The organism is Sorangium sp. So ce375, from assembly GCF_051473855.1.
Taxonomy (GTDB): Bacteria; Myxococcota_A; Polyangia; order Polyangiales; family Polyangiaceae; genus Sorangium.
This window is the reverse complement of the sequence record NZ_CP150335.1, coordinates 8,335,648-8,354,575: the sequence shown is the minus strand read 5'-3', so window position 1 is coordinate 8,354,575 and position 18,928 is coordinate 8,335,648. Positions and strand designations below refer to the sequence as shown.

At 73.6% G+C, this 18,928-nt stretch carries 16 protein-coding genes; 9 read left to right on the top strand and 7 right to left on the bottom strand.

The genetic code is table 11. The annotated features are described in order from the left end of the window. Positions 1–78 precede the first annotated feature (78 nt). Positions 79–3,288, top strand: a complete 3,210-nt coding sequence (locus WME90_RS30920) for a response regulator (RefSeq protein WP_437275623.1) — start codon at positions 79–81, stop codon at positions 3,286–3,288. A gap of 31 nt (positions 3,289–3,319) precedes the next feature. Here the strand turns inward: WME90_RS30920 and cdd are convergent, their stop codons facing one another. Then, on the bottom strand, positions 3,320–3,793 hold the full coding sequence (cdd, locus tag WME90_RS30915) for a cytidine deaminase (protein ID WP_437275622.1): 474 nt from the start codon (positions 3,791–3,793) through the stop codon (positions 3,320–3,322). Further along, positions 3,790–4,641, bottom strand: coding sequence for a purine-nucleoside phosphorylase (locus WME90_RS30910; RefSeq protein WP_437275621.1), 852 nt, complete (start codon positions 4,639–4,641; stop codon positions 3,790–3,792). Before WME90_RS30910 ends, cdd begins: the two co-directional genes overlap by 4 nt. 44 nt (positions 4,642–4,685) lie before the next feature. Here WME90_RS30910 and WME90_RS30905 point away from each other — a divergent pair, with 44 nt between their 5' ends. The 3 genes from WME90_RS30905 to WME90_RS30895 all read left to right on the top strand — a co-directional run bounded on the left by WME90_RS30905 (position 4,686) and on the right by WME90_RS30895 (position 7,675). Then, a complete protein-coding gene (locus tag WME90_RS30905) occupies positions 4,686–5,129 on the top strand; it encodes a hypothetical protein (RefSeq protein ID WP_437275620.1) in 444 nt (147 codons plus the stop codon). A 576-nt stretch (positions 5,130–5,705) separates the two neighbouring features. Then, positions 5,706–6,410, top strand: a complete 705-nt coding sequence (locus WME90_RS30900; RefSeq protein WP_437275619.1) for an RNA polymerase sigma factor — start codon at positions 5,706–5,708, stop codon at positions 6,408–6,410. After that, positions 6,407–7,675: a hypothetical protein gene (locus WME90_RS30895; RefSeq protein ID WP_437275618.1), complete on the top strand. Its 1,269-nt coding sequence runs from the start codon at positions 6,407–6,409 to the stop codon at positions 7,673–7,675. Before WME90_RS30900 ends, WME90_RS30895 begins: the two co-directional genes overlap by 4 nt. 151 nt (positions 7,676–7,826) lie before the next feature. Here the strand turns inward: WME90_RS30895 and WME90_RS30890 are convergent, their stop codons facing one another. Next, positions 7,827–8,132 carry a PilZ domain-containing protein gene (locus tag WME90_RS30890; RefSeq protein ID WP_437275617.1) on the bottom strand — a complete coding sequence of 102 codons (306 nt, stop codon included), beginning with the start codon at positions 8,130–8,132 and terminating at the stop codon, positions 7,827–7,829. Between the two features lie 149 nt (positions 8,133–8,281). Here WME90_RS30890 and WME90_RS30885 point away from each other — a divergent pair, with 149 nt between their 5' ends. Then, on the top strand, positions 8,282–9,355 hold the full coding sequence (locus tag WME90_RS30885) for a hypothetical protein (RefSeq protein ID WP_437275616.1): 1,074 nt from the start codon (positions 8,282–8,284) through the stop codon (positions 9,353–9,355). A gap of 52 nt (positions 9,356–9,407) precedes the next feature. Here WME90_RS30885 and WME90_RS30880 read toward each other — a convergent pair whose 3' ends face one another. The 3 genes from WME90_RS30880 to WME90_RS30870 form a co-directional block, all read right to left on the bottom strand. Continuing rightward, positions 9,408–9,971, bottom strand: a complete 564-nt coding sequence (locus tag WME90_RS30880; protein WP_437275615.1) for a hemerythrin domain-containing protein — start codon at positions 9,969–9,971, stop codon at positions 9,408–9,410. Positions 9,972–10,198: 227 nt separating this feature from the next. After that, the gene (locus WME90_RS30875; RefSeq protein ID WP_437275614.1) at positions 10,199–12,442 is read right to left on the bottom strand and encodes a hypothetical protein; all 2,244 of its coding nucleotides are present in this window, start codon (positions 12,440–12,442) and stop codon (positions 10,199–10,201) included. A 64-nt stretch (positions 12,443–12,506) separates the two neighbouring features. Beyond that, a complete protein-coding gene (locus tag WME90_RS30870; protein ID WP_437275613.1) occupies positions 12,507–12,911 on the bottom strand; it encodes a PilZ domain-containing protein in 405 nt (134 codons plus the stop codon). Positions 12,912–12,969: 58 nt separating this feature from the next. On the opposite strand from WME90_RS30870, the gene WME90_RS30865 reads away from it, so the two are divergent. The 3 genes from WME90_RS30865 to WME90_RS30855 all read left to right on the top strand — a co-directional run bounded on the left by WME90_RS30865 (position 12,970) and on the right by WME90_RS30855 (position 16,822). Then, the gene (locus tag WME90_RS30865; protein WP_437275612.1) at positions 12,970–14,724 is read left to right on the top strand and encodes a class I adenylate-forming enzyme family protein; all 1,755 of its coding nucleotides are present in this window, start codon (positions 12,970–12,972) and stop codon (positions 14,722–14,724) included. A gap of 52 nt (positions 14,725–14,776) precedes the next feature. Continuing rightward, positions 14,777–15,877, top strand: coding sequence for a molecular chaperone DnaJ (dnaJ, locus tag WME90_RS30860; protein WP_437275611.1), 1,101 nt, complete (start codon positions 14,777–14,779; stop codon positions 15,875–15,877). A 99-nt stretch (positions 15,878–15,976) separates the two neighbouring features. Further along, positions 15,977–16,822 (top strand): pyruvate, water dikinase regulatory protein, encoded by an 846-nt coding sequence (locus WME90_RS30855; protein WP_437275610.1) that lies wholly within the window; start codon positions 15,977–15,979, stop codon positions 16,820–16,822. 288 nt (positions 16,823–17,110) lie between these two features. On the opposite strand, the gene larE is transcribed toward WME90_RS30855, so the two are convergent. Then, the gene (larE, locus tag WME90_RS30850) at positions 17,111–17,983 is read right to left on the bottom strand and encodes an ATP-dependent sacrificial sulfur transferase LarE (protein ID WP_437275609.1); all 873 of its coding nucleotides are present in this window, start codon (positions 17,981–17,983) and stop codon (positions 17,111–17,113) included. A gap of 103 nt (positions 17,984–18,086) precedes the next feature. Between larE and WME90_RS30845 the strand changes: the two genes are divergently transcribed. Continuing rightward, positions 18,087–18,887, top strand: coding sequence for an OmpA family protein (locus WME90_RS30845; RefSeq protein WP_437275608.1), 801 nt, complete (start codon positions 18,087–18,089; stop codon positions 18,885–18,887). The last annotated feature ends 41 nt before the right edge of the window (positions 18,888–18,928 follow it).

The following is an 18,928-nucleotide window of genomic DNA, read 5'->3' as shown; positions in this document are numbered from 1 at the left end:
GGCCAGCCTCGTGTTTGACACTCGTCGAAGGGGGCCGATATCTTGGTTTCCCCTCCGAACCCGCGCACACCCCGGAACATGACGAAAGTCCTCGTATTTGAGAGCGATCCGGCGTTTGCCGGAGAGCTCCGCACGGAATTGGGACGCCTCGGCTGCACCGTTCAGGTGGTCGACGACGGCAACGTCGGCCTGCAGGCCGCCGCTGCCGAGCGCCCCGACCTCATCCTGCTGTCGATCGAGCTGCCGCGCATGAACGGCTTCTCGGTCTGCAACAAGCTCAAGAAGGACGTGCAGCTCAAGGACGTCCCGCTCGTCATCATGTCGAGCGAGTCGAGCGAGGAGACGTTCGAGCAGCACCGGAAGCTCAGGACGCGCGCAGAGGACTACATTCACAAGCCGATCGCGTTCGGCGAGCTCCTCGAGCACATCCGCAACTACGTCCCGCTCGACGGGGACGACGCGGAGGCCGACCCCATCATGATCGACGAGGCCGAGGTGCTCGAGGCCGACATCGACGAGGACGCCGGCGATCCCACGATCATCACGGCGGCCGTGGGCTCGAACGGCACGTCCGCGAGCGTCGCGCCGCCTCCTCCGCCCGCCGTCGCGCCGTCGGCCCCGCCGCCGGCGCCTTCCGCCGTGCCGAGGGCGCCTTCCGCCGTGCCGCCGCCTCCGCCGGCAGCGGTCGCGCCGTCCGTGGTGCCGCCGCCTCCATCGGCGGCGGTCGCGCCGTCCGCGGTGCCGCCGCCTCCGCCTGCCGTCAGACCGTCTGCCGTGCCGCCGGCGCCGGCCATCGCCGCAGCGCCGGAGCGCGCCCGGGCGTCAGGTGCGCCGAGGCCCCCGCAGGGCGCTCCGGTGCGGTCGGACGTCCGCAAGCCGGACGAGGACATCGAGGAGTTCATCGGCGGCGCGTTCACCCGGCTGATCCGCGACGAGGAGGAGGAGCGGACCGACGTCAGGCCTTCGGTCGTGCCGTCGCCCTCGGTCGCGCCATCGGCGCGGACGCTGGCGCCCACGAAGACGCCCGTGCCGGCCTCGGCGCCGCCGCCCGTGAGCTCGTCGCCGGTGGCCGCCTACCGGGCTCCGGTCTCCGAGCGCGGGGCCTCTCACCGAGCTCCGGTCTCCGAACGCGGGCGGCTGACCCCTGCGCCGCCCGCGCCGCCTCGCTCCGACGCAGACGCGGTCGAGCTCGAGCGCCTGCGCACCGAGCTGGACCGATCCAAGGGCGAGATCGTCCGCCTCACCAAGGAGGTGGCGGCTGCGCGCGCGACCTCGCTCCGCCTCGAGGGCGAGCTCTCCTCCTCGAGCGACGGCAGCCAGGAGGCGGCTCGCCTGCGGCGTGAGCTCGATGAGCTGAAGGCGAAGCTCGCGGCCGGCGCTGGCGCCGGCTCCAGGCCCGGCGGCGTGTCGAGCCGCGAGTTCCTCGATCTGCGCGAGGCGCTGAACAAGAAGGACAAAGAGATCCTCGCGCTGCGCGACCAGATGTCGCGCAAGGACAAGGAGCTCCTGGAGCTCCGGGATCAGTCGCTGTCGCTCGAGCGGGAGAAGGCCGATCAGGTCGACAAGATCCTGGAGCTCGAGCGCGCGAGCGAGGACCTCGACGCGCAGGTGGCGTCGCTCCGCGCGGACAAGGAGCTCGCCGCGAAGCGCGCCGAAGACTTCAAGGCGCGCGCCGAGAAGCTGCAGGGGCAGATCGCGGCCCGCGACGCGGACATCTCGGCGGCCCGGCAGGCGCTGATGGACGCGGAAGCGGCGCACACGGAGGCGCTGCGGGCGGCGGCGGACGAGAAGGCGCAGGCGATCTCCGCCGTGGAGGCCTCGGCGCAGCGCGACATGGAGGAGAGCGCGCAGGCCGAGCGCGAGCGCTTCGAGCAGGCGAGCGCGGCGCACAGGGCGGAGGTGGATCGGCTCAACGCCGAGCACGCCGCCCAGCGCGAGCGCGACGCCGCGGAGCACCGCGCCGCCACCGAGAAGCTGACCGGCGAGCACGCTGCTGCCACCGAGAAGCTGACCGGCGAGCACGCCGCTGCTACCGAGAAGCTGACCGGCGAGCACGCCGCCGCCATCGAGAAGCTGACCGGCGAGCACGCCGCTGCGCTGGACCGACTGAAGGCGGACCATGCGGCGGCGGCGGAGGGGGCGAAGGCGGAGCACGCCGCCGCGATCGAGGGGCTGCGGGCCGAGCACGCCGCGGCGATCGAGGCGTCGCGGCGCGAGCACGAGTCCGCCGTCGAGGCGCTGCGGCGCGAGCACGAGGGCGCGATGGAGCAGCGCGAGCGGGAGCACGCCGCCGCGCTGGACACGGCGCGCGGCGAGCACGCCGCCGCGCTCGAGAAGCAGCAGGCAGCGCACGCGTCCGCGCTGGAGGCGCTGCGCGGCGAGCACGCATCCACGCTGGAGGCGCTGCGCGGCGAGCACGCATCCACGCTGGAGGCGCTGCGCGGCGAGCACGCGGACGAGATCGGGCGGCGGGAGCGCGAGCACGCGAGCGCGCTGGATGGCCTCCGGTCCGAGCACGCGCGCGCTCTCGAGGGGCAGGCAGAGGAGCACGCGCGGGCGGTCGCGCAGCAGACGGAGGAGCACGCGCGGGCGATCGCGGCCGCGCGCGAGAGCTTCGCAGCGCAGCTCGCGGCGCGGGAGCGCGAGCTCATCGAGGAGCGAGAGCAGGCCGTGCGCGACGCCGAGCAGGCCCACGCGAAGCGCGTGGCCGAGCTCGAGGAGCGCGCCGCCGAGCGGCAAGCGCAGATGGAGGCCGCGCACGCGCAGGCGCTCGCCGACACGCGCGCGTCGCACCAGGCCGAGACCGCCGAGCGGGAGGCCGCCTGGGCGGCGCAGCGGCGCGAGCTCGACGAGAACGCCCGCGGGCTCTCCACCGAGCTCGGGCAAGCGCGCAGCCAGATCGCGAACCTCGAGGCCCGGACGCAGGAGCTCGATCGGCAGCTGGAGCAGCGCGCGGGCGAGCTCTCCGCGGCCGCCGAGGAGCGCGAACGCCTGCTGGGCGAGCTCGCCGATCGGGCGCGCTCGATCGAGGAGCTCCAGGGCCGGCTCGCCGAGGCCGAGCGGCGCGGGACCGAGCTCGGCGCTCAGCTCTCGCAGCGGACCGAGGAGCGCGACACCCTGCGGGCGCAGGGCGAGCAGCTCACCGAGAAGCTCGCCGTCGAGCGTGCCCGCCTGCAGAAGGCGCGCTCGAAGTGGGGTGAGGACCGCGTCTCGCTCGAGCGCGCGCGGGAGGCGCTCGCCGCGGCGCTGTCGCAGATCGATCAAGCCGAGGCGCTGTCGCTCGAGTGAGCCCTCGGCGCTCCTGGAGCGCTCGGGGCGATCAGCGCGACAGCGCGGCCGCCCCGAACGCCTCGGGGAGGAGCGCCGACAGCGAGGTGGTCCGCGGCGGCACGCCGTCGGCCTCGGCGGCGATGAGGCGGATCGGGAAATCCACGGCGAACTCGGCGAGGGTCTGCCGGCACATGCCGCACGGGCTGCCGAGCACGGGCCCGCTGGTGGCGACGGTGAGCGCGATCGGATCGCGCTCGCCGGCCGCGACCATCTGCACGATGGCGGAGCGCTCTGCGCAGATGGTGAGCCCGTAGGAGGCGTTCTCGACGTTGCAGCCGGTGAACAGACGGCCGGATCGCACGAGGATCGCCGCGCCCACCCGGTAGCGGGAGTAGGGCGCGTGCGCCCGCGTCCGGACCGCGAGGGCGGCCTGGTCGAGCGCGTCCCAGTCGATCGCCTGCGCCGCGTCGTCGGCGCGCGCGGGCGCGGGCGCGTCGCCGACGTCGTGCGGAGGGCGGCTCACGAGGCCGAGCTCCCGCCGGCGACGTCGGCGCCGACGCGGCGGACCCACGCCGAGAGCAGCGCCGTGAACCGGGCGCGCGCTTCCCGTGCGGTCTCCTCGACCTCCTTGTGGTCGAGCTCGCGCTTGGTCATCCCCGCGGCGAGGTTCGTGATGCACGAGATGGCCGCGGCCGGCACGCCCATGTGCCTGAGCGCGATGATCTCCGGGACCGTGCTCATCCCGACCGCATCCGCCCCGAGCGTGCGCAGCATCCGGATCTCGGCGGGCGTCTCGTACGTCGGCCCGAGCAGCGCGGCGTAGACCCCCTCGCGCAGCGAGATCCCCGCGTCGTTCGCGGCTGCCCTCGCGAGCTCGAGCAGCCTGGGATCGTGCGCGTAGGTCATGTCGGGGAAGCGCTTGCCGAGCGCGTCGTCGTTCGGTCCGGCGAGCGGGTTCGCCCCCATCAGGTTCAGGTGATCGGTGAGCAGCATCAGATCGCCTGCGGCGAACCCGGGGTGGATGCCGCCGGCCGCGTTGGTCAGGAGCACGGCGCGACACCCGAGCCGCGCGAGCACGCGCACGCCGAACACGACCTTCCCCAGCGGGTGCCCCTCGTAGAAGTGCGCGCGCCCCTGAAGGCAGGCGACCGGCACGTCCCCGACGCGGCCTGCGCAGAGGAAGCCGGCGTGCCCGGCGACGGCCGGTCTGGGCATGCCGGGGATGTCCGCGTAGGGCACCTTCACGAGCTCGGAGAGCCCGTCGCCCCAGCCGCCGAGCCCCGAGCCCAGCACCACGCCGATGCGCGGAGGCACTGGAATTCGTTCACGAATGACGCGCGCGGCTTCGTCGAGCTCAGGCAGGAGGGTCACCGCGACAAGCTACCCCAGGGCGACGCAGGGGGTAAACGTCGCGGATGCACAGCGGCGCCGCGCGTGATAGGGTCGCCGCCCTTTCGGGGCAAGTGACGACGATGGGCACCAAGATCGAAGATTTCTTGAAGGAAAAGAAGATCGACCCCCGCCGCATCATCGCGGCGTCGGTGAAGATCGAGCGGCTGCAGCCGGAGGATCGGGCGATCCGCCTGACCAAGCGGCTGGCGCGCGGCAGCGAGGACGCCGCGAAGAAGAAGGAGGCGGCCGGCACCAAGAAGCCGCGCAGCGGCCGTCCGGTGACCGACCGCACGATCAGCGCTGCGCTGCTGGGCAAGCCGATCAGCGGCCCCGCCAAGACGCGCGTGCTGCGCGCGGTCAACCGCATTCTGGAGCAGAAGAAGCAGGAGAAGGTCGAGCTGTCGGCGCTCTTCGAGCTGCCCAAGAAGGGCGGCGCTGCGGCGGAGGGAGCAGAGGCCGCGGGCTGAAGCTGACGGGGACGACCCGGACAGCACCGCGATCTTCGACTCGCCCGGCTGGAGCGCACGTCGGCCCTAGGCCGACGCGGGCTTCAGCCGGGCGTCTTTTTGTCAGGGGCTGAAGCCGCTCGCTACGCGCGTTCGCGGCGGCGGGAGCCCAGATCGAGCAGATCGGCGGCGACGAGGGCCACGGTCAGCGACACGGCGATGAAGATCATGCGCCGGAAGGTCGCGCCAATGTGGCTCAAGGAACAACTTTTCTGCGTTCGGCGTAACCGCCGTCTGGGGGTGATCGGCCGTGCTGCGCCATGAATGATCCGGCGGCCCGGCGCATCCGAGCTCTCCGTGCATACCGTGGCGGTCGAGACAGGGGCGCTGTGGGCGCACCTCTCGCGGTCGTTCTTCTCCCTTGACACGGCTGAGCGGGACGGTCGTGGCGACGACGGCCTGTCCGGGCGAGCCGCGAGAGACGCCCACGTGGCGCTCGACGCCGTGCTCGCGGGCGGTGACCGGTCCCGTCGTCCCGCGTTCGTCATCTCACCGTCGAGCTCCATGAGCGACGGGGGGGCGGGTAGGCTTCCGCAGGTGACCGAGCCCGATGACGTGGGCGAGTGGATCCGCCGCTTCCAGAGCGGCGATCCGACGGCGTTCGCGGAGATCTTCCGCCGCTACCGCCGTGACGTCGCGCGGCTCGTCTTCAGGATGCTCGGACCGACCGCCGACGCCGAGGACGTCATCCAGGAGGTGTTCATCCAGGTGCACCGGAGCCTGGGCGACTTCCGGGGGCAATCGAAGTTCACGACGTGGCTCCACCGGGTGACGGTCAATGCCGTGCTGATGGCCCGGCGCGCCGCGCGCTGTCGGCCGGTGTTCGTGGGCGAGAGCGGCGTCGAGATCGAGGTGGACCGCGGCATGCTCCCGGACGAGGACGCCGCTCGGGCTCGCAGGATCGACGCCTTTCGACGGGTGCTGGAGCGCCTCCCCGAGAAGAAGCGGGTCGTCTACATCCTGCACGAGCTCGAGGGGATCGCGCCGGCCGAGATCGCCGAGATCGTCGGGGCGCCGGTCCTGACGGTGCGGACGCGCCTGTTCTACGCGCGCCGTGAGATCGAGGCGATGATGCGCGCCGAGCCGGCGCTCGCCCAGCTCGCCGCCGAGCTCGCGGAGGGCGGCGCGGCCAAGGCGGACGGCGCCGGTCCGGCGCCGGCGCGCGCGGGCGTATCCGTCGGGGGCGCCGCCGTCGGGTATCCCGCGGCGGATCCATCGGCTGTCGATGCGGAGGACGTATGAGCGGCGCAAAGCGCTACGACCGGGCACGCGAGCACATGGATCGGCTGCTCCGCGCCGAGCAGCCGCCCGAGCCGCGCTGGGAGGCCATCGAGCGCGAGCTGTTCGCGCGGATCGAGCGGGCCGCTCCGGTCCGCCGCGCCGCGCCGCCGCAGCGCTCGCAGCTCGGGCGCGCGCTCGGGTTCGCGGCGGCGGCGGCGGCCATCGCGCTCGCGGTCCTCGCGACCGGGCGCTCTGCCCCGCCCGTCGTCGCGACGTCGACGCCGCCGCGCGCCCGCGATCTCGCGGAGGTCCCCCCGGCAGCCGGCGGCGACCGGGCGTCGGGTGATCTGGACTTCCGTGCCCTTCGGCCTGGCGACTCCGTCGAGACCGCCGGGCACGCGGTCTCCTTCGTCGACGTCGGCTCGGTGCGCTGGACGCTCCTGCCGAACGGCCGCGCCGTCGTGCGCGCCGTGGGTGCGGAGGGGGTCGGCCACGTGATCTCGCTCGAGCGGGGCTCGGTGCGCGCCGACGTCGTCACGCGCGCGCCCGAGGAGGGGCTCGTCGAGGCGTTCGCCGTCGAGGTGGGCGGCACCCGCGTCGCGGTGCACGGCACGCTCTTCACCGTGACCCGGCTGGAGGGGCGCGTGGAGGTCGACGTCGAGCACGGCACCGTCGCGGTCGGCTCTGCGGCGTACCGCGGCGCGACCACCGCGCACCTCCTCGTCGGTCCGTCGCGCGGCACCTTCTCGCTCGACGGCGGCCGCGAGGCGCGCCTCCTCGAGCGCCCCGCGCCGCAGGACGGCGCTGCCTCGGCCGCGTCGCCGGCGACGGCGCCCGCTCCGCCCCAGCCGGCCGCCGGCGCGCGTCCGCCGGGCGGAGCCGCTGCCGCTCCGGCGGTCGTCGCTCGCGCGGAGGAGCCCGCCGCCCCGGCGGTCGCCGAGCCGCCTGCGCAGCTCTCGCCGCTGGCGACCGGGCCCGCGCCGACCGCCGCGCAGCCGGTCCCGGAGACGCAGAACGTGCCTCCCCCGCCGGCGCTCACGCCGGCCTCCGTGCAGTCGCTGCTGTCGAGCTGCTTCGCGCGGGAGAGCGCGGGCGGCTCGTCCTCGGTCCGTCGGTCGATCGTCTCGACGCTGCACGTCTCCGTGCGCCCCGACGGCAGCGTCGCCGCCGTGCGCTTCGACCCCCCGCTCCGGCCGGCGCTGCAGGCGTGCGCCGAGGCCCTCTACCGAGGGCGCTTCGCCGGCGGATCGAGGCAGCTCGCCATCCCGCTGACCATCGACGACTGAGCCCCCTCTGGAGTGGCGGTCACCCGCGAGTGGCGGTCACCCGCACAGGAGACGGGCCCAGATCGGCGTTTTCGGCGCGCAGGCGCACTCCGGTGCGCCGAGCACCGAAAACGTCGAGATGGGCCCGTCTCCGAAGCGGGTGCCCGCCGCTCTAGAGCGAGCCGAGGAGCTGCGTTAGCGCGTAGGTCTCGCGCGCGCCCATCACGCCGAACTGCACCCCCATCCCTTCCGGGGTGGTCCATCGCACCACCGACGGGATGACGGCAGCCTGCTTCAGGCCTTGCAGGGACAGCAGCACCTCGACGGTCGCGCCGAAGGGAGCCGGCGAGCTCGTCTCGATGAACATCCCGCCGAGGCTGAGGTCGCGGCATATGGCGTCGACGCGCGGGCCGTCGCCGATCCGGAACGCGATCGAGAGCTCGATTAGCTTGCGCGGGTGCTTCCGGTGATCTCGCACGTTCCTCGCTGGCTAGCTGCGCGGCGCGGAGAGCCGCCGCGTGGGGTATTCTGGTGCAGAGGAGACGATCAATGTCGCGAGCCGAGAGCGTCGCTGTCAAGCGCCGGGAGCCGCGCTCGGGTTCTTCTTCGAGCGGCGCGAGCGGGTCGATGCGCGCTTCCGCGGTCGCCGTCGCTCGCGACGGGGAGAGGGCGCGCCGCGGTTGGAGGCGGCACCTCGAGGGCTGGGAGCCGGGGCTCGTGGCCGTGTTCATCGCGGGCTCCGCGGCGATCCTCGCGGTGCCGCGGCCGGTCGAGCCGGCCGAGCTGCCGCTGCCGCTCGCGGACGCGCGAGCCCTCGCGCGCGTGCAGGACGCGGACATCACCCGCGCCCGCGAGGCCGAGCGGCTCGGGCTCGACGCCGAGGTGCGCGAGCTCGGCTCCGCCATCCGCGCGTTCGGGCTCGTGGACGCCGATGCGGCTCACACCGAGGCCGAGCTCCTCGCCGCGCGCGCGCGCGTGATCGACGCCGTGGGCCCCGCGCTCGCCCAGGGGGACGAGGCGGTGCTCCGGCTGCGCGCCTACCAGCTGAGGTCGTTCGTCCGCGAGGTGCGCCGCCTCGAGGCGACCGGCGAGGCGTCCGACGAGCTCCGTGAGCTCGGCGGCGACTTCCCCGGGCTGCTCCGCCGGAGCGCCTGGCTGAGGCGGGGGGAGTCGGGGCAGCGCGGCGACGGGAGCAAGGCCCGCCACGTCGCCGTGGATGGCACCGTGCTCGGGGTGCTCTTCAAGAAGCGCTGGAACGCCATCGTCGGCATCCAGCGCGATCCGTTCACGCCCTCGCTCGACGAGGAGCGCGCGCTGTTCAAGTTCCTGCTCTCGTACCCGCTCGTCGCTGCGAGGAGCGCGCAGGACCTGCCGGCTCCTCCCGCCGATGAGGCGGCGGCGCGCCTCGCGCAGGCGGGCGGGGCGGGGGCGCGCTCGGCCGCGGCGGCGCTCCGCGCAGCCGAGGCCGAGCGCGCCGAGGAGCGGTATCGCCTGAAGAAGATCGACGAGCTCGCCGCGCTCGATCCGTCCTATCCGAGGCAGCTCGCCCGCGGCGTCGCGCTCTATCGGCTGGGGAGCTTCATGCAGGCGGCGGAGGCGTTCCGCAGCCACCTGGACCAGCACCCCGACGGGGCGTACACCCTCCGAGCGCAGAACTACTTGCGCGCGGCGCTCGAGCGCGCTCGCGAGGAACAGTTCTAGGAGGAGCCTCCAGTCGACCGCGCCGAGCCGCCGCGCATCGCCGAGGGCCGTGCTACGGGCCCCGGCGTATCCCGCCGGGGCGGGACGGGCGCCCGCTGATGCCCTTGGCGGGGTTGCCCTGCCCGCCGCGCCCCCGGCGCGTCTCCATCTCGTGCATGATCCCCTGCTTGGCCGATGCCTGCAGGAACCGGCGAGCGGCCGGGAATACCTCCTGCTCCTCGCAAGCCACGTGGCGCTGGTGCGCAGCGCGCAGGTCCTCGATGAGCTGGGGGATCGTCTCCACGGCCTCCGGGCCTCCATCTCGCTCGATCGCGGCGCGCAGCGCGTCGATCGCGCGCTGATGCGCCTTGTGCTCCTGCCGGAGGCGCTCGAGGGTCGGCGCGATGGCCTCGAGCACCGCGAGCCGCGGGAACAGCGAGCGCTCCTCGTCCTCGAGGTGCCGGCTCATCGATCGCTCGAAGTACGAGACCACGCTGGAGAGACCTTCGAGCGCGGCGGCGCGCCCGCGGGGATCGCTGAGCGCGCGCGCGGCGCGCGCGAGATCGTTCAGGTTCTCTTCCAGGCTCCGGTGAGCGGAGGCGAGCTTCTCGAGCGGGTCGTTCCGGTCATCGGACATTCACCGATGATTGAACGACAACGCGCACGCGTGGAAGCTCTTTATTCCTCCCACAGGCTGTTTCGCGTGCTGCATTGCGCGCTCCATGCCGCGCGCTGGTCATCCGACCAACTCGCCACCTGACCAGCGGGGACCATATCGCACATTCGGTGAGGAGCGGCCGTCCTGCCAGCGGTCGTCGACGCGCCCTGAGCGCGTCGGGCGACGGGAGGCTTGGTTCGGCGCTCTCAGGGAAGCACCGCGTTGCGGGGCAGGTCGAGGTGCAGCGTGGGCGCCAGCATCTCGCGCGCGAGGTGCACCTCCAGCAGGTCGATCACGGGGCTCTTCGATACCGCACGGAGCCGCTCGTCCGCGCCAGCGTCGCCAGCCACCTTCCTCGCCATCGCCGTGTAGAATTGCGCCTCCACGCGCTGCGCCGCGCTCCGAGCGAGCCTGCCGAGATCCGCGTCGCTGAGCCCGCCGTTCGCCCAGGCCGCGAGCTTCCCCGTCCAGGACGCGCGGCTCGTCGTGCCGTCCAGCGCGCGGCCCGCGGTGCCGTCGGTCGCGACGCCGAGGGAGCGCTCCAGCAGCATGACCCAGAGCCCGCCATAGACGAGATCCTCCTCGTCCACGTTCGCCTCGAGGCCGCGCTTCAGCGCCCGCCGCGCGGCGGGGAGATCGCGCTCGACGAGCGCGCGCCCCACGGCGTCGAGCATCGTGGCGCCGAGCTGCGGCGGCTCGGCCGCCACCAGGGCGAACGCCCGCTCGTAGGCCCGGGTCGCGGCCTTCTCGTCGCCATAGCCGTCGAGGACGCGCCCGAGCAGCCGCTCCGTGCGCGCCTTCGCGCCGGAATCCCGGGCGCGCTGCCGGGCGTCGAGCGCGGCGGCGAGCGCCGCATCGAGCGACTCCTTCGCCCTGTCCTGCGTGCCAGCGTCGCGGTGGAGCTCGAAGGCGAGCAGGTGCGCCTGGATGATCTCGAGCGGCGCGGCGCGCGCGTCCGGCGCTCCCAGCGCCCGACGCACGTCTTCGAGCGCGGCCTGGGGCTCGCCGGACTGCCGCTCGGCCATCGCGAGCACCGTGAGCCCGTTGACCGTCGGCTCGGCCGCCGTCGCCGCGCGGAGCAGCGGCAGCGCGGCCACGAGGTTGCCGGCGCGCAGCTCGAGCGACGCCATGAGGGAGCGGACGCGCGCGCCGGACGGATCGAGCGCCGCGCCGCCGCGCACCGCCCGATCGGCGAGCACGAGCAGCGGCCCCGACGCGTTGTAGGTGCGCCGGGCCGCCTCGAAGTCGTCGTTCGACGCCTCCTCCGAGAGCGCGCTCAGCACGAGCCCGAGCGCGGCCCCGAGCGCGCCGGGGCTCGGCCGGTCGCCGAGCGCGCTCGCGATCACGAGCGGCGCCGCCTCGGACATGCCGAGGCGGATCAGCACCTGGGAGAGGAGCGTGGCGCTGTCGTAGTTCAGCGGATCGCGCCGGTAAGCCTCGAGGGCCGTGCCCCAGATCGCGCCGTCGAGCAGGTCCTGCCGCATCCCGGTCTCGGCGTCGCGCTCCTGCGCCTCGTGCTGCGCGAAGGCGGCGGCGAGCGCCTGCCACGAGACCGCGTCGTCGTCGGACGCGGCGGCCTTGAGCCGCTCGTACAAGCCGGGCGGGATCACCCGGCGCGCGCTCGTGCGGTCGATCTGCTCGATCGCGCCCTTCGCGTCCCCGTAGCGGAGGAACAGCGCCGCCAGGCTCGCTCCGCCGGACTCCAGCGCGCGCGCGGCCTCGACCGCCTCTTCGCGCTCCGGCCTCGCGTTGCCTTGCCGGTACTCGATGTTGAACTCGATCGCCCGATCGATCCACGCCGCGGTGACGGCGGCGGCGCGCTGGATCGACTCGGGGCGGCCGTCGACGAGGGCGCGCGAGACGGCCGCGCGCTGATCCGCGCCGAGCTGCTCGAGCGGCCCGCCGGTGCGCGTCTCCTTCATCCATTGCTCGAGCGCGGCGCGGTGCTCGTCGCTCTCGGCGCGGGCCCGGCTGCCGCTCGGCAGCGCGGCGGCGCGGATCTCCATGAGGGCCTGCACCCGCCCCTCGTCGCCGCGTGGGCTCAGCCGATCGATCGCGCCGTCGATGGCGCGCTCGCCCACGGCGTCGATCATCTCGGCGCGCCCCTCGCCGGGACGGACGAGGTAGAGCGCGCCGAGGACGCTCGCGACGGCACGATCGGGCTGACCTGCGTTGAAGCGCCCCGCGGCGTGCGCGAGCTGCCTGCGGATCACGCCGATGAGCAGGCCGGTGCGCTGCGGGCTCTGCTTGCCGTCGCGGACGATCGTGTACAGGCTGGCGGAGAAATCGGCGTCGCGGACCTCGACGGGAGCGACGCGGGCCTCGGCGCCGGGTGGCCCCTTCGCCCCCGGCGAGCCAGAGGCCGCGCAGGCGACGGGAGAGAGCGCGAGGGCGAGCGCGGCGAGACCCCGACCGAGACGGCGCCGAGGGAACAGGGGCGGCAGCGACATTGCGAGCCAGTGTACACGGGGGGAGCGTGCGCGCATCCCCTCGGGGGCCGCTCCGTCTCCGGCGCTACCGCGCGCCGTCGCCGAGCTTGCGGCCGAGCAGCTTGGAGGCGAGCGTCTCGCCGAGCTCGCTCATCATCAGCTGCTCGACCACCGCCTCGGTCGCGGCGCGCTCCGCCTCGCTCGTGTACTGGAACTCGATCCCCATCCCCGGCGGGGACGACTCCGTCGCCTCGGCGGACGTGACGACCCACTTCACCCGCCCGCGGAGGCGGAGCGGCTCGGTCAGGTTGCGGATCGAGAGGGCGAACACGAACTCGGTGCCGATCGCGAGCGGGCGCTCCGTCCGGATGAACGTCCCGCCTTTCGAGATATTGCGCGTGTAATCGGCGAAGAACGTGTTGAGCCGTTTGTACTCTACGCTCAGCTCGATCGCGGCGCGCTGGGCTGAGCGGCGGTCAGTCTCCGTCACGGCGTCACCCTACCACGGCGCATGCGGGCCAATGCGGGCCAGAGTAAAGTCGCCGCTTATGGAACTCGGTGGTGTCAGGGCCGCGCTGGCGACCGGGCGACGCGTGATCGACGCGACACACGCGACGATCGCCGCCGGGCGGGCGGTGACGCGGACGGGGCTGCTCGCCGCGCTGCGTTGGCCAGGGCTCAAGGTGCTCGCGCGCGAGCTCGCGAAAGGTAAGGCAAATCCGTCGCTCTTGTTCCGGTTCCACGCCGAGAACAGCCCGCACCGGATCGCGGTGATCGAGCCGCTGAGCCTCGCGCGCCGCGCGGCGGAGGGGGGCGCGGGGGCCCCGGCCGAGGATCGGGTCTACTCGTTCTTCGCGCTGAACGAGGCCATCGATCGGCTGGGCTACGCGCTCGACCGGCGCGGCGTCGGCCCGGGCGTCACCGCCCTGCTCGTGCTCAAGAACCGCCCCGAGTTCCTGATGTGCCAGGTCGCGCTCGCCCGCGTCGGCGCGTCCGTGGTCACGACCTCGTGGCGATCGACCCCGGCGGAGCTCGCCTACCTCGCCGGCCACTCCGGGGCGCGCCTGCTCCTGTTCGACTCCGACCTCGCCGGCGTGATCCGCGAGGCCGCGCCGCGGCTCGAGGGGATCGCGCCCGAGGGCATGATCGCGGTCGGCGAGCGCACCCCGGGCTTCTCGCACCTCGACGAGCTCCTCGCCGAGCGCGGCGCCTCGCCGGATCGCGTGGCCTCGCCGGATCGGAGCGAGCGCGCCGCGGTGGTGATGTACACGTCCGGCACCACCGGCAAGCCCAAGGGCGCGGTGCGCGGCTTCGGCGGCGGCATCGTCGCGCCGGCGCTCGCGGCCATCGGCGCGACCCCGATGCGCGCGGGGGACGTGCACCTCGCCGTGTGCCCGCTCTACCACCTGACGGCGCTCGGCTTCGTGAACCTGTCGCTCATCGTCGGCGCCACGATCGTGATCCCTCCGGAGTTCCGGCCCGAGCTCTTCCTCGAGGCGATCCAGCGTTACCGCGTGACCACCACGGCGGTCGTCCCGACGATGCTCCACCGCGTCCTCGAGCTCGGCGAAGCGCGGATCCGCGCCTACGACACGTCGTCGCTCACCGCCATCTTCGTGGGCGGCGCGCCGCTCTCGCCGGCGCTCGCGGCGGAGGTGATGGCGGTGTTCGGCGACCGGCTCTTCAACTTTTACGGCGCGACCGAGACGGGCATCGTGACGATCGCCGGCCCGGAGGATCTGCGCGCGTCGCCGGGCACCATCGGGCGCGCCGTCCCCGGCAGCGAGCTCCTGCTCGTGCGCGAGGACGGGACCCCGTGCCGAGACGGCGAGGTCGGCGAGCTGTTCGTAAGGAGCGCCTTGCTCGTCTCCGGCTACCACAGAGATCCCGGCGCGACGCGCGCATCCACGAGGGACGGTTACTTCTCGGTCGGCGATCTCGCGCGCCGCGACGCGCGGGGCTGCTACCACATCGAGGGCCGCAAGCGGGACCTCATCATCTCGGGGGGCGTGAACGTGTACCCCGCCGAGGTGGAGTCGGTCCTCCACGATCACCCGGCGGTCGCCGAGGCCGCCGTGGTGGGCGTCCCGGATCGCGCCTTCGGGGAGCGCGTGCGCGCGGTCGTCGCCCTGCGCCCCGGCGCGGCGGCGAGCGAGGGCGAGATCGTGGCCCACTGCCGCGCGCAGCTCGCGGGCCCGAAGGTCCCGCGCGAGATCGTCTTCGTCGACGCGCTGCCGCGCAACCCGACGGGCAAGGTGATGAAGCGCGAACTCGCCGGGCCCGAAGGGAAATCGGCGGAATAGGCGGCCCGGTAGCCGCTGTCCCGGGAGGGCGATCGATGCTATTTCGCACCTCGTGCGGGATCCGTACGAAGTATTGGGCGTCGAGCGTTCCTCGACGCAGGATGAAATCAAAAGCGCTTTCCGGCGGCTCGCCAGCCAGCACCATCCCGACAAGAACCCGGGGGATCAGGGCGCGAACGTCCGCTTCAAGGAGCTGAACGCGGCCTACCAGATCCTGAGCGATCCGCAGAAGCGCGCGGCGTTCGATCGGTTCGGCCCCGCCGCCGTCGGCGCCTCCGCCGGCTCGGGGGTCCCGGGCGTCCCCTTCGACATGCAGGACCTCAACCTGGACGCCATCTTCGGCGATCTGCTCGGCGCCCTGGGCATCCGGGTCGGCGACCGCGGGACGCTGCAGAAGGAGGTGCGGATCTCCTTCGAGGAGGCGGCGTTCGGCTGCGCCAAGGAGATCACCTACGATCGCGTCGAGCCGTGCGGCGACTGCGCCGGCTCGGGCTCCGCGCCGGGCGCGTCGACCGAGCGCTGCGCGGCGTGCTCGGGCCGCGGCCGCGTCCGGATGCAGCAGGGGATGTTCCCCATCGCCATCGAGCGCCCCTGCGGGCGGTGCCGCGGCACGGGGCGCATCGTGACGGACCCGTGCCGGACATGCCGCGGCGCCGGCCTCGCGGCCAAGCAGAAGACCATCGAGGTGACGATCCCCCCGGGCGTGGAGAACGGCGCGACCCGGCTCGTGGAGCGCGGCGGCAACGCCGTTCGCTCCGACCGGGGGCCGGGCGATCTGGAGCTCACCATCCGCGTCTCGCCGCACGAGCTCTTTCGCCGCGTCGGCGACGACGTGGTGTGCTCCGTGCCGATCTCGTTCGCGCGCGCGGCGCTCGGCGGCGAGCTGGAGATCCCGACGCTGGAGGGGAAGGGCCGGCTGCGGATCCCGCCGGGCACGCAGCCGGGCGCGGTGCTCCGGATCAAGGGCAAGGGCATACCGCGCCGCGTCGTCGGCGGGCGCGGCGACCAGCTCGTCGAGGTGAGCGTCGAGGTGCCGACGCAGCTCACCCCGACGCAGCGGGAGCTCATCGCGCAGCTGGCGAAGGAGCTCGGTGAGAACGTGCAGCCTCATCAGGCCACTTTCATGGACAAGCTGAAGGGGCTGTTTGGTTGACCTGGCGCGCGGCCGCGCGCGATCCTCCGCGTTGTCTGAGCGGCGAGGCACGAGCCCTGCCTCGAGCGCTGGGCCGAGTTGGCGACGGAGGCATCGGACATGGACAAGCCGAAGTTCATCGACGTCCTGAGCGACTCCACCGGAGAGACGGCGGAGAAGGCCGTGCGCGCTGCGCTCCTCCAGTACCCGGACGCGGGGGTGCAGATCCGCCTCCACACGCGGGTGCGCACGCCGGAGATCGCGCGGCCGGTGCTCGAGCGCGCGGCCCGGGAGGGCGCGCTCGTCGTGTTCACCGTGGTGAGCCCCGAGCTGCGCGAGTTCGTGCACGCCTCCACCGCCGAGCTGAACATCGAGGCGATCGATCTGATCGGCTCGCTCATCGTCCGGCTCGGCACCTTCCTCGACCGGGAGCCGATCAACCTGCCGAGCGCGATGCTCCCGCTGAGCGAGGAGTACTTCCGGCGCATCGAGGCGGTCGAGTTCGCGGTGAAGAGCGACGACGGCAAGGAGCCTCGGAACTTCAAGAGGGCGGACATCATCCTCGTCGGCGTCTCGCGCACCTCGAAGACGCCGCTGTCGACGCTGCTCGCGCAGCGCGGCCTCAAGGTCGCGAACCTCCCCCTGGTGCTCGGCGTCCCGCCGCCGCTCGAGCTGACGGAGGCACCGCAGGACAGGGTCATCGGCCTGACCATCGGGCTCGATCAGCTCTGCGAGATCCGGCAGGCGCGCCTGCGCCAGCTCGGGATGCCCTCCGAGACCAACTACGCGATGCGCGAGCACGTCCGGCAGGAGCTGGACTACGCGAACCGGCTCTTCGCCGCGCACCCGGAGTGGCCGGTGGTCGACGTCACCCGGCGCGCCATCGAGGAGACGGCGGTGATCATCCTGGAGCACCTGACCGAGCGCGACGAGCGCGCGAAGGCCGCGCGCTCATCGCTGATGTGAGGCCGCGCCGCCGAGCTGCGCGACTCGGCGCGCAGGCGGGGTGGGGGCGTGTCCGGATGGGCGGGGGCGTGTCCGGATGAGCGGGTAGCGTGTCCGGATGGGCGTGTGGCGTGTCCGGATGGGCGGGTAGCGTGTCCGGATGGGCGGGTAGCGTGTCCGGATAGGCGGGTAGCGTGTCCGGATGGGCGGGCGGCGTGTCCGGATGGGCGGGCGGCGTGTCCGGATGGGCGGGCGGCGTGTCCGGATGGGCGGGCTCTGCGGGGGTCCGCGAAGCACGCTCCAGCTGGATCAGCTCACGATCTTGAGGGCGCGGCCGACGAGGACCTCGTTGTGGCTTCCGGTCCTGTACCCGCCGAGATCGAGCGTCACGTACCGGAAGCCGTGCCGCTTGCCGGCGGCCACGACCTCGGCGCGCACGGCCGGCTCGGCGGCGCGCGCGAGCTCGCCCGCGTCGAGCTCGATGCGCGCGAGGTCGTCGTGGTAGCGGACGCGGACCTGGCGGAACCCGAGGCCGCGCAGCGCCGCCTCGAAGCCGCCGATCTGCGCGAGCCGCTCGCGCGTGACGCTGGTTCCGTAGGGGATCCGGCTGGAGAGGCAGGCCGCGGCCGGCTTGTCCCAGATGGGCAGGCCGACGCGCGCCGCCCCGGCGCGGACGTCGGCCTTGCTGAAGCCGAGCTCGACGAGGGGGCTCAGCACGCCCGCCTCCCGCGCCGCCTCCAGCCCGGGGCGGTAGTCGCCGAGGTCGTCGGTGTTGGTGCCGTTCACGATCGCCGCGAGCGCCCACTCGGATCGCTTTCGCGCGGCGATCCGGTAGAGCTCGCTCTTGCAGTGGAAGCAGCGATCCGGGTTGTTCGCGACGTAGCGCGGATCGTCGATCTCGGACGACTCGACGAGCCGGTGGTCGGCGCCGATCAGCCGGGCGATCGAGGCGGCCTCTTCCTTCTCGGCCGGCGCGAGGCTCGGCGAGACCGCCGTCATCCCGACGGCCCTCGGGCCGAGCTCCTGGTGCGCGACCGCGAGGATGAACGCGCTGTCGACCCCGCCGGAGTAGCAGACGAGGACCGAGCCGAGCTCCCGGAGCCGGGCGCGCAGGCCGGCGAGCTTGGGATCGATGGGCGAGCCCTCTGGCGTGGACGAGCGCGTGGACGACGGCGCGGACATGGCGATCCTCCCTTTACCACAAGCCGCGTTCCGCGCTGGTCGACCCGGCGTCCGCCAGGTTACTTGCGGTTCGAGCGCCGGTTCTGACACGCTGCAGGGCGAGATGGACCCGAAGAGGAAGCAGGCCGCCCTCACCTCCCTGCCGTTCGCGCTCGCGGCGGCGCTCGCGGCCGCCGCGTTTGCTGGCCAGGGATGCGGCGACAACCGGCTGCCGCCGCGGGAGCTGCCGCGCGCCGAGGAGCAGCGCGCGCTCCCGCGCTGGTACCCGGAGAAGCCCTGGTCGGAGCAGGACGGAGAGAGCCAGGTCTACATCGAGGGCAAGATCGTCTTCGACAACAACAAGGCGACCATCCGGCCGGGCAGCGAGAAGACGCTGGAGACGCTGCTCAAGTTCATCAAGGAACACCCCGAGGTGACGCGCCTCAGGATCGAGGGGCACACCGACGCGCAGTCGAGCGAGGAGCACAACCAGGAGCTCAGCGCGCAGCGCGCCCTCGCGGTCGCCAACTGGCTTGTCGATCACGAGGTCGAGAACGTCCGGCTGATCGCCGTGGGCTTCGGCGAGTCGCGGCCGCTCGGGCCGAACGAGATCGCGGAAGGCCGCAGCGAGAACCGGCGGGTCGAGTTCCACGTGGCCGAGGTGAACGGGCGCCCCTTCCTGGGGCAGGACCCGTACAAAGGTGGCCTTGCGCTCGAGGTGCTGAGCCTAGAGGAGCGCAAGCTGCGCGCGGAGAAGGCCGCGCAGCTGAAGGCACCCCCGCCCCGCAAGGGCTTCGTGGCGACGGGCGACGAGATCAAGCCGGTGCCGGCCAAGCCGCGGGCCCCGGCGGGAGCGCAGGAGGGCGAGCCCCCCGCGCCGACCGCGCCGGCCAAGGGCGGCGCGGCGCCCGGGGGCGGGGGCTGAGCGACCTCAGGGCGCGAGGTGCCGCGCGCGCGGCGCCCGGG

What these genes read in the sequence shown, in the direction of transcription:
- WME90_RS30920 (WP_437275623.1), top strand. Translation starts at nt 79, where the DNA reads ATGACGAAAGTCCTCGTATTTGAGAGCGATCCGGCGTTTGCCGGAGAG.
- WME90_RS30885 (WP_437275616.1), top strand. Translation starts at nt 8,282, where the DNA reads ATGCGCGCTTCCGCGGTCGCCGTCGCTCGCGACGGGGAGAGGGCGCGC.
- WME90_RS30855 (WP_437275610.1), top strand. Translation starts at nt 15,977, where the DNA reads ATGGACAAGCCGAAGTTCATCGACGTCCTGAGCGACTCCACCGGAGAG.
- WME90_RS30880 (WP_437275615.1), bottom strand. Translation starts at nt 9,971, where the DNA reads ATGTCCGATGACCGGAACGACCCGCTCGAGAAGCTCGCCTCCGCTCAC.
- WME90_RS30865 (WP_437275612.1), top strand. Translation starts at nt 12,970, where the DNA reads ATGGAACTCGGTGGTGTCAGGGCCGCGCTGGCGACCGGGCGACGCGTG.
- WME90_RS30905 (WP_437275620.1), top strand. Translation starts at nt 4,686, where the DNA reads ATGCACAGCGGCGCCGCGCGTGATAGGGTCGCCGCCCTTTCGGGGCAA.
- WME90_RS30845 (WP_437275608.1), top strand. Translation starts at nt 18,087, where the DNA reads ATGGACCCGAAGAGGAAGCAGGCCGCCCTCACCTCCCTGCCGTTCGCG.
- WME90_RS30875 (WP_437275614.1), bottom strand. Translation starts at nt 12,442, where the DNA reads ATGTCGCTGCCGCCCCTGTTCCCTCGGCGCCGTCTCGGTCGGGGTCTC.
- WME90_RS30895 (WP_437275618.1), top strand. Translation starts at nt 6,407, where the DNA reads ATGAGCGGCGCAAAGCGCTACGACCGGGCACGCGAGCACATGGATCGG.
- larE (WP_437275609.1), bottom strand. Translation starts at nt 17,983, where the DNA reads ATGTCCGCGCCGTCGTCCACGCGCTCGTCCACGCCAGAGGGCTCGCCC.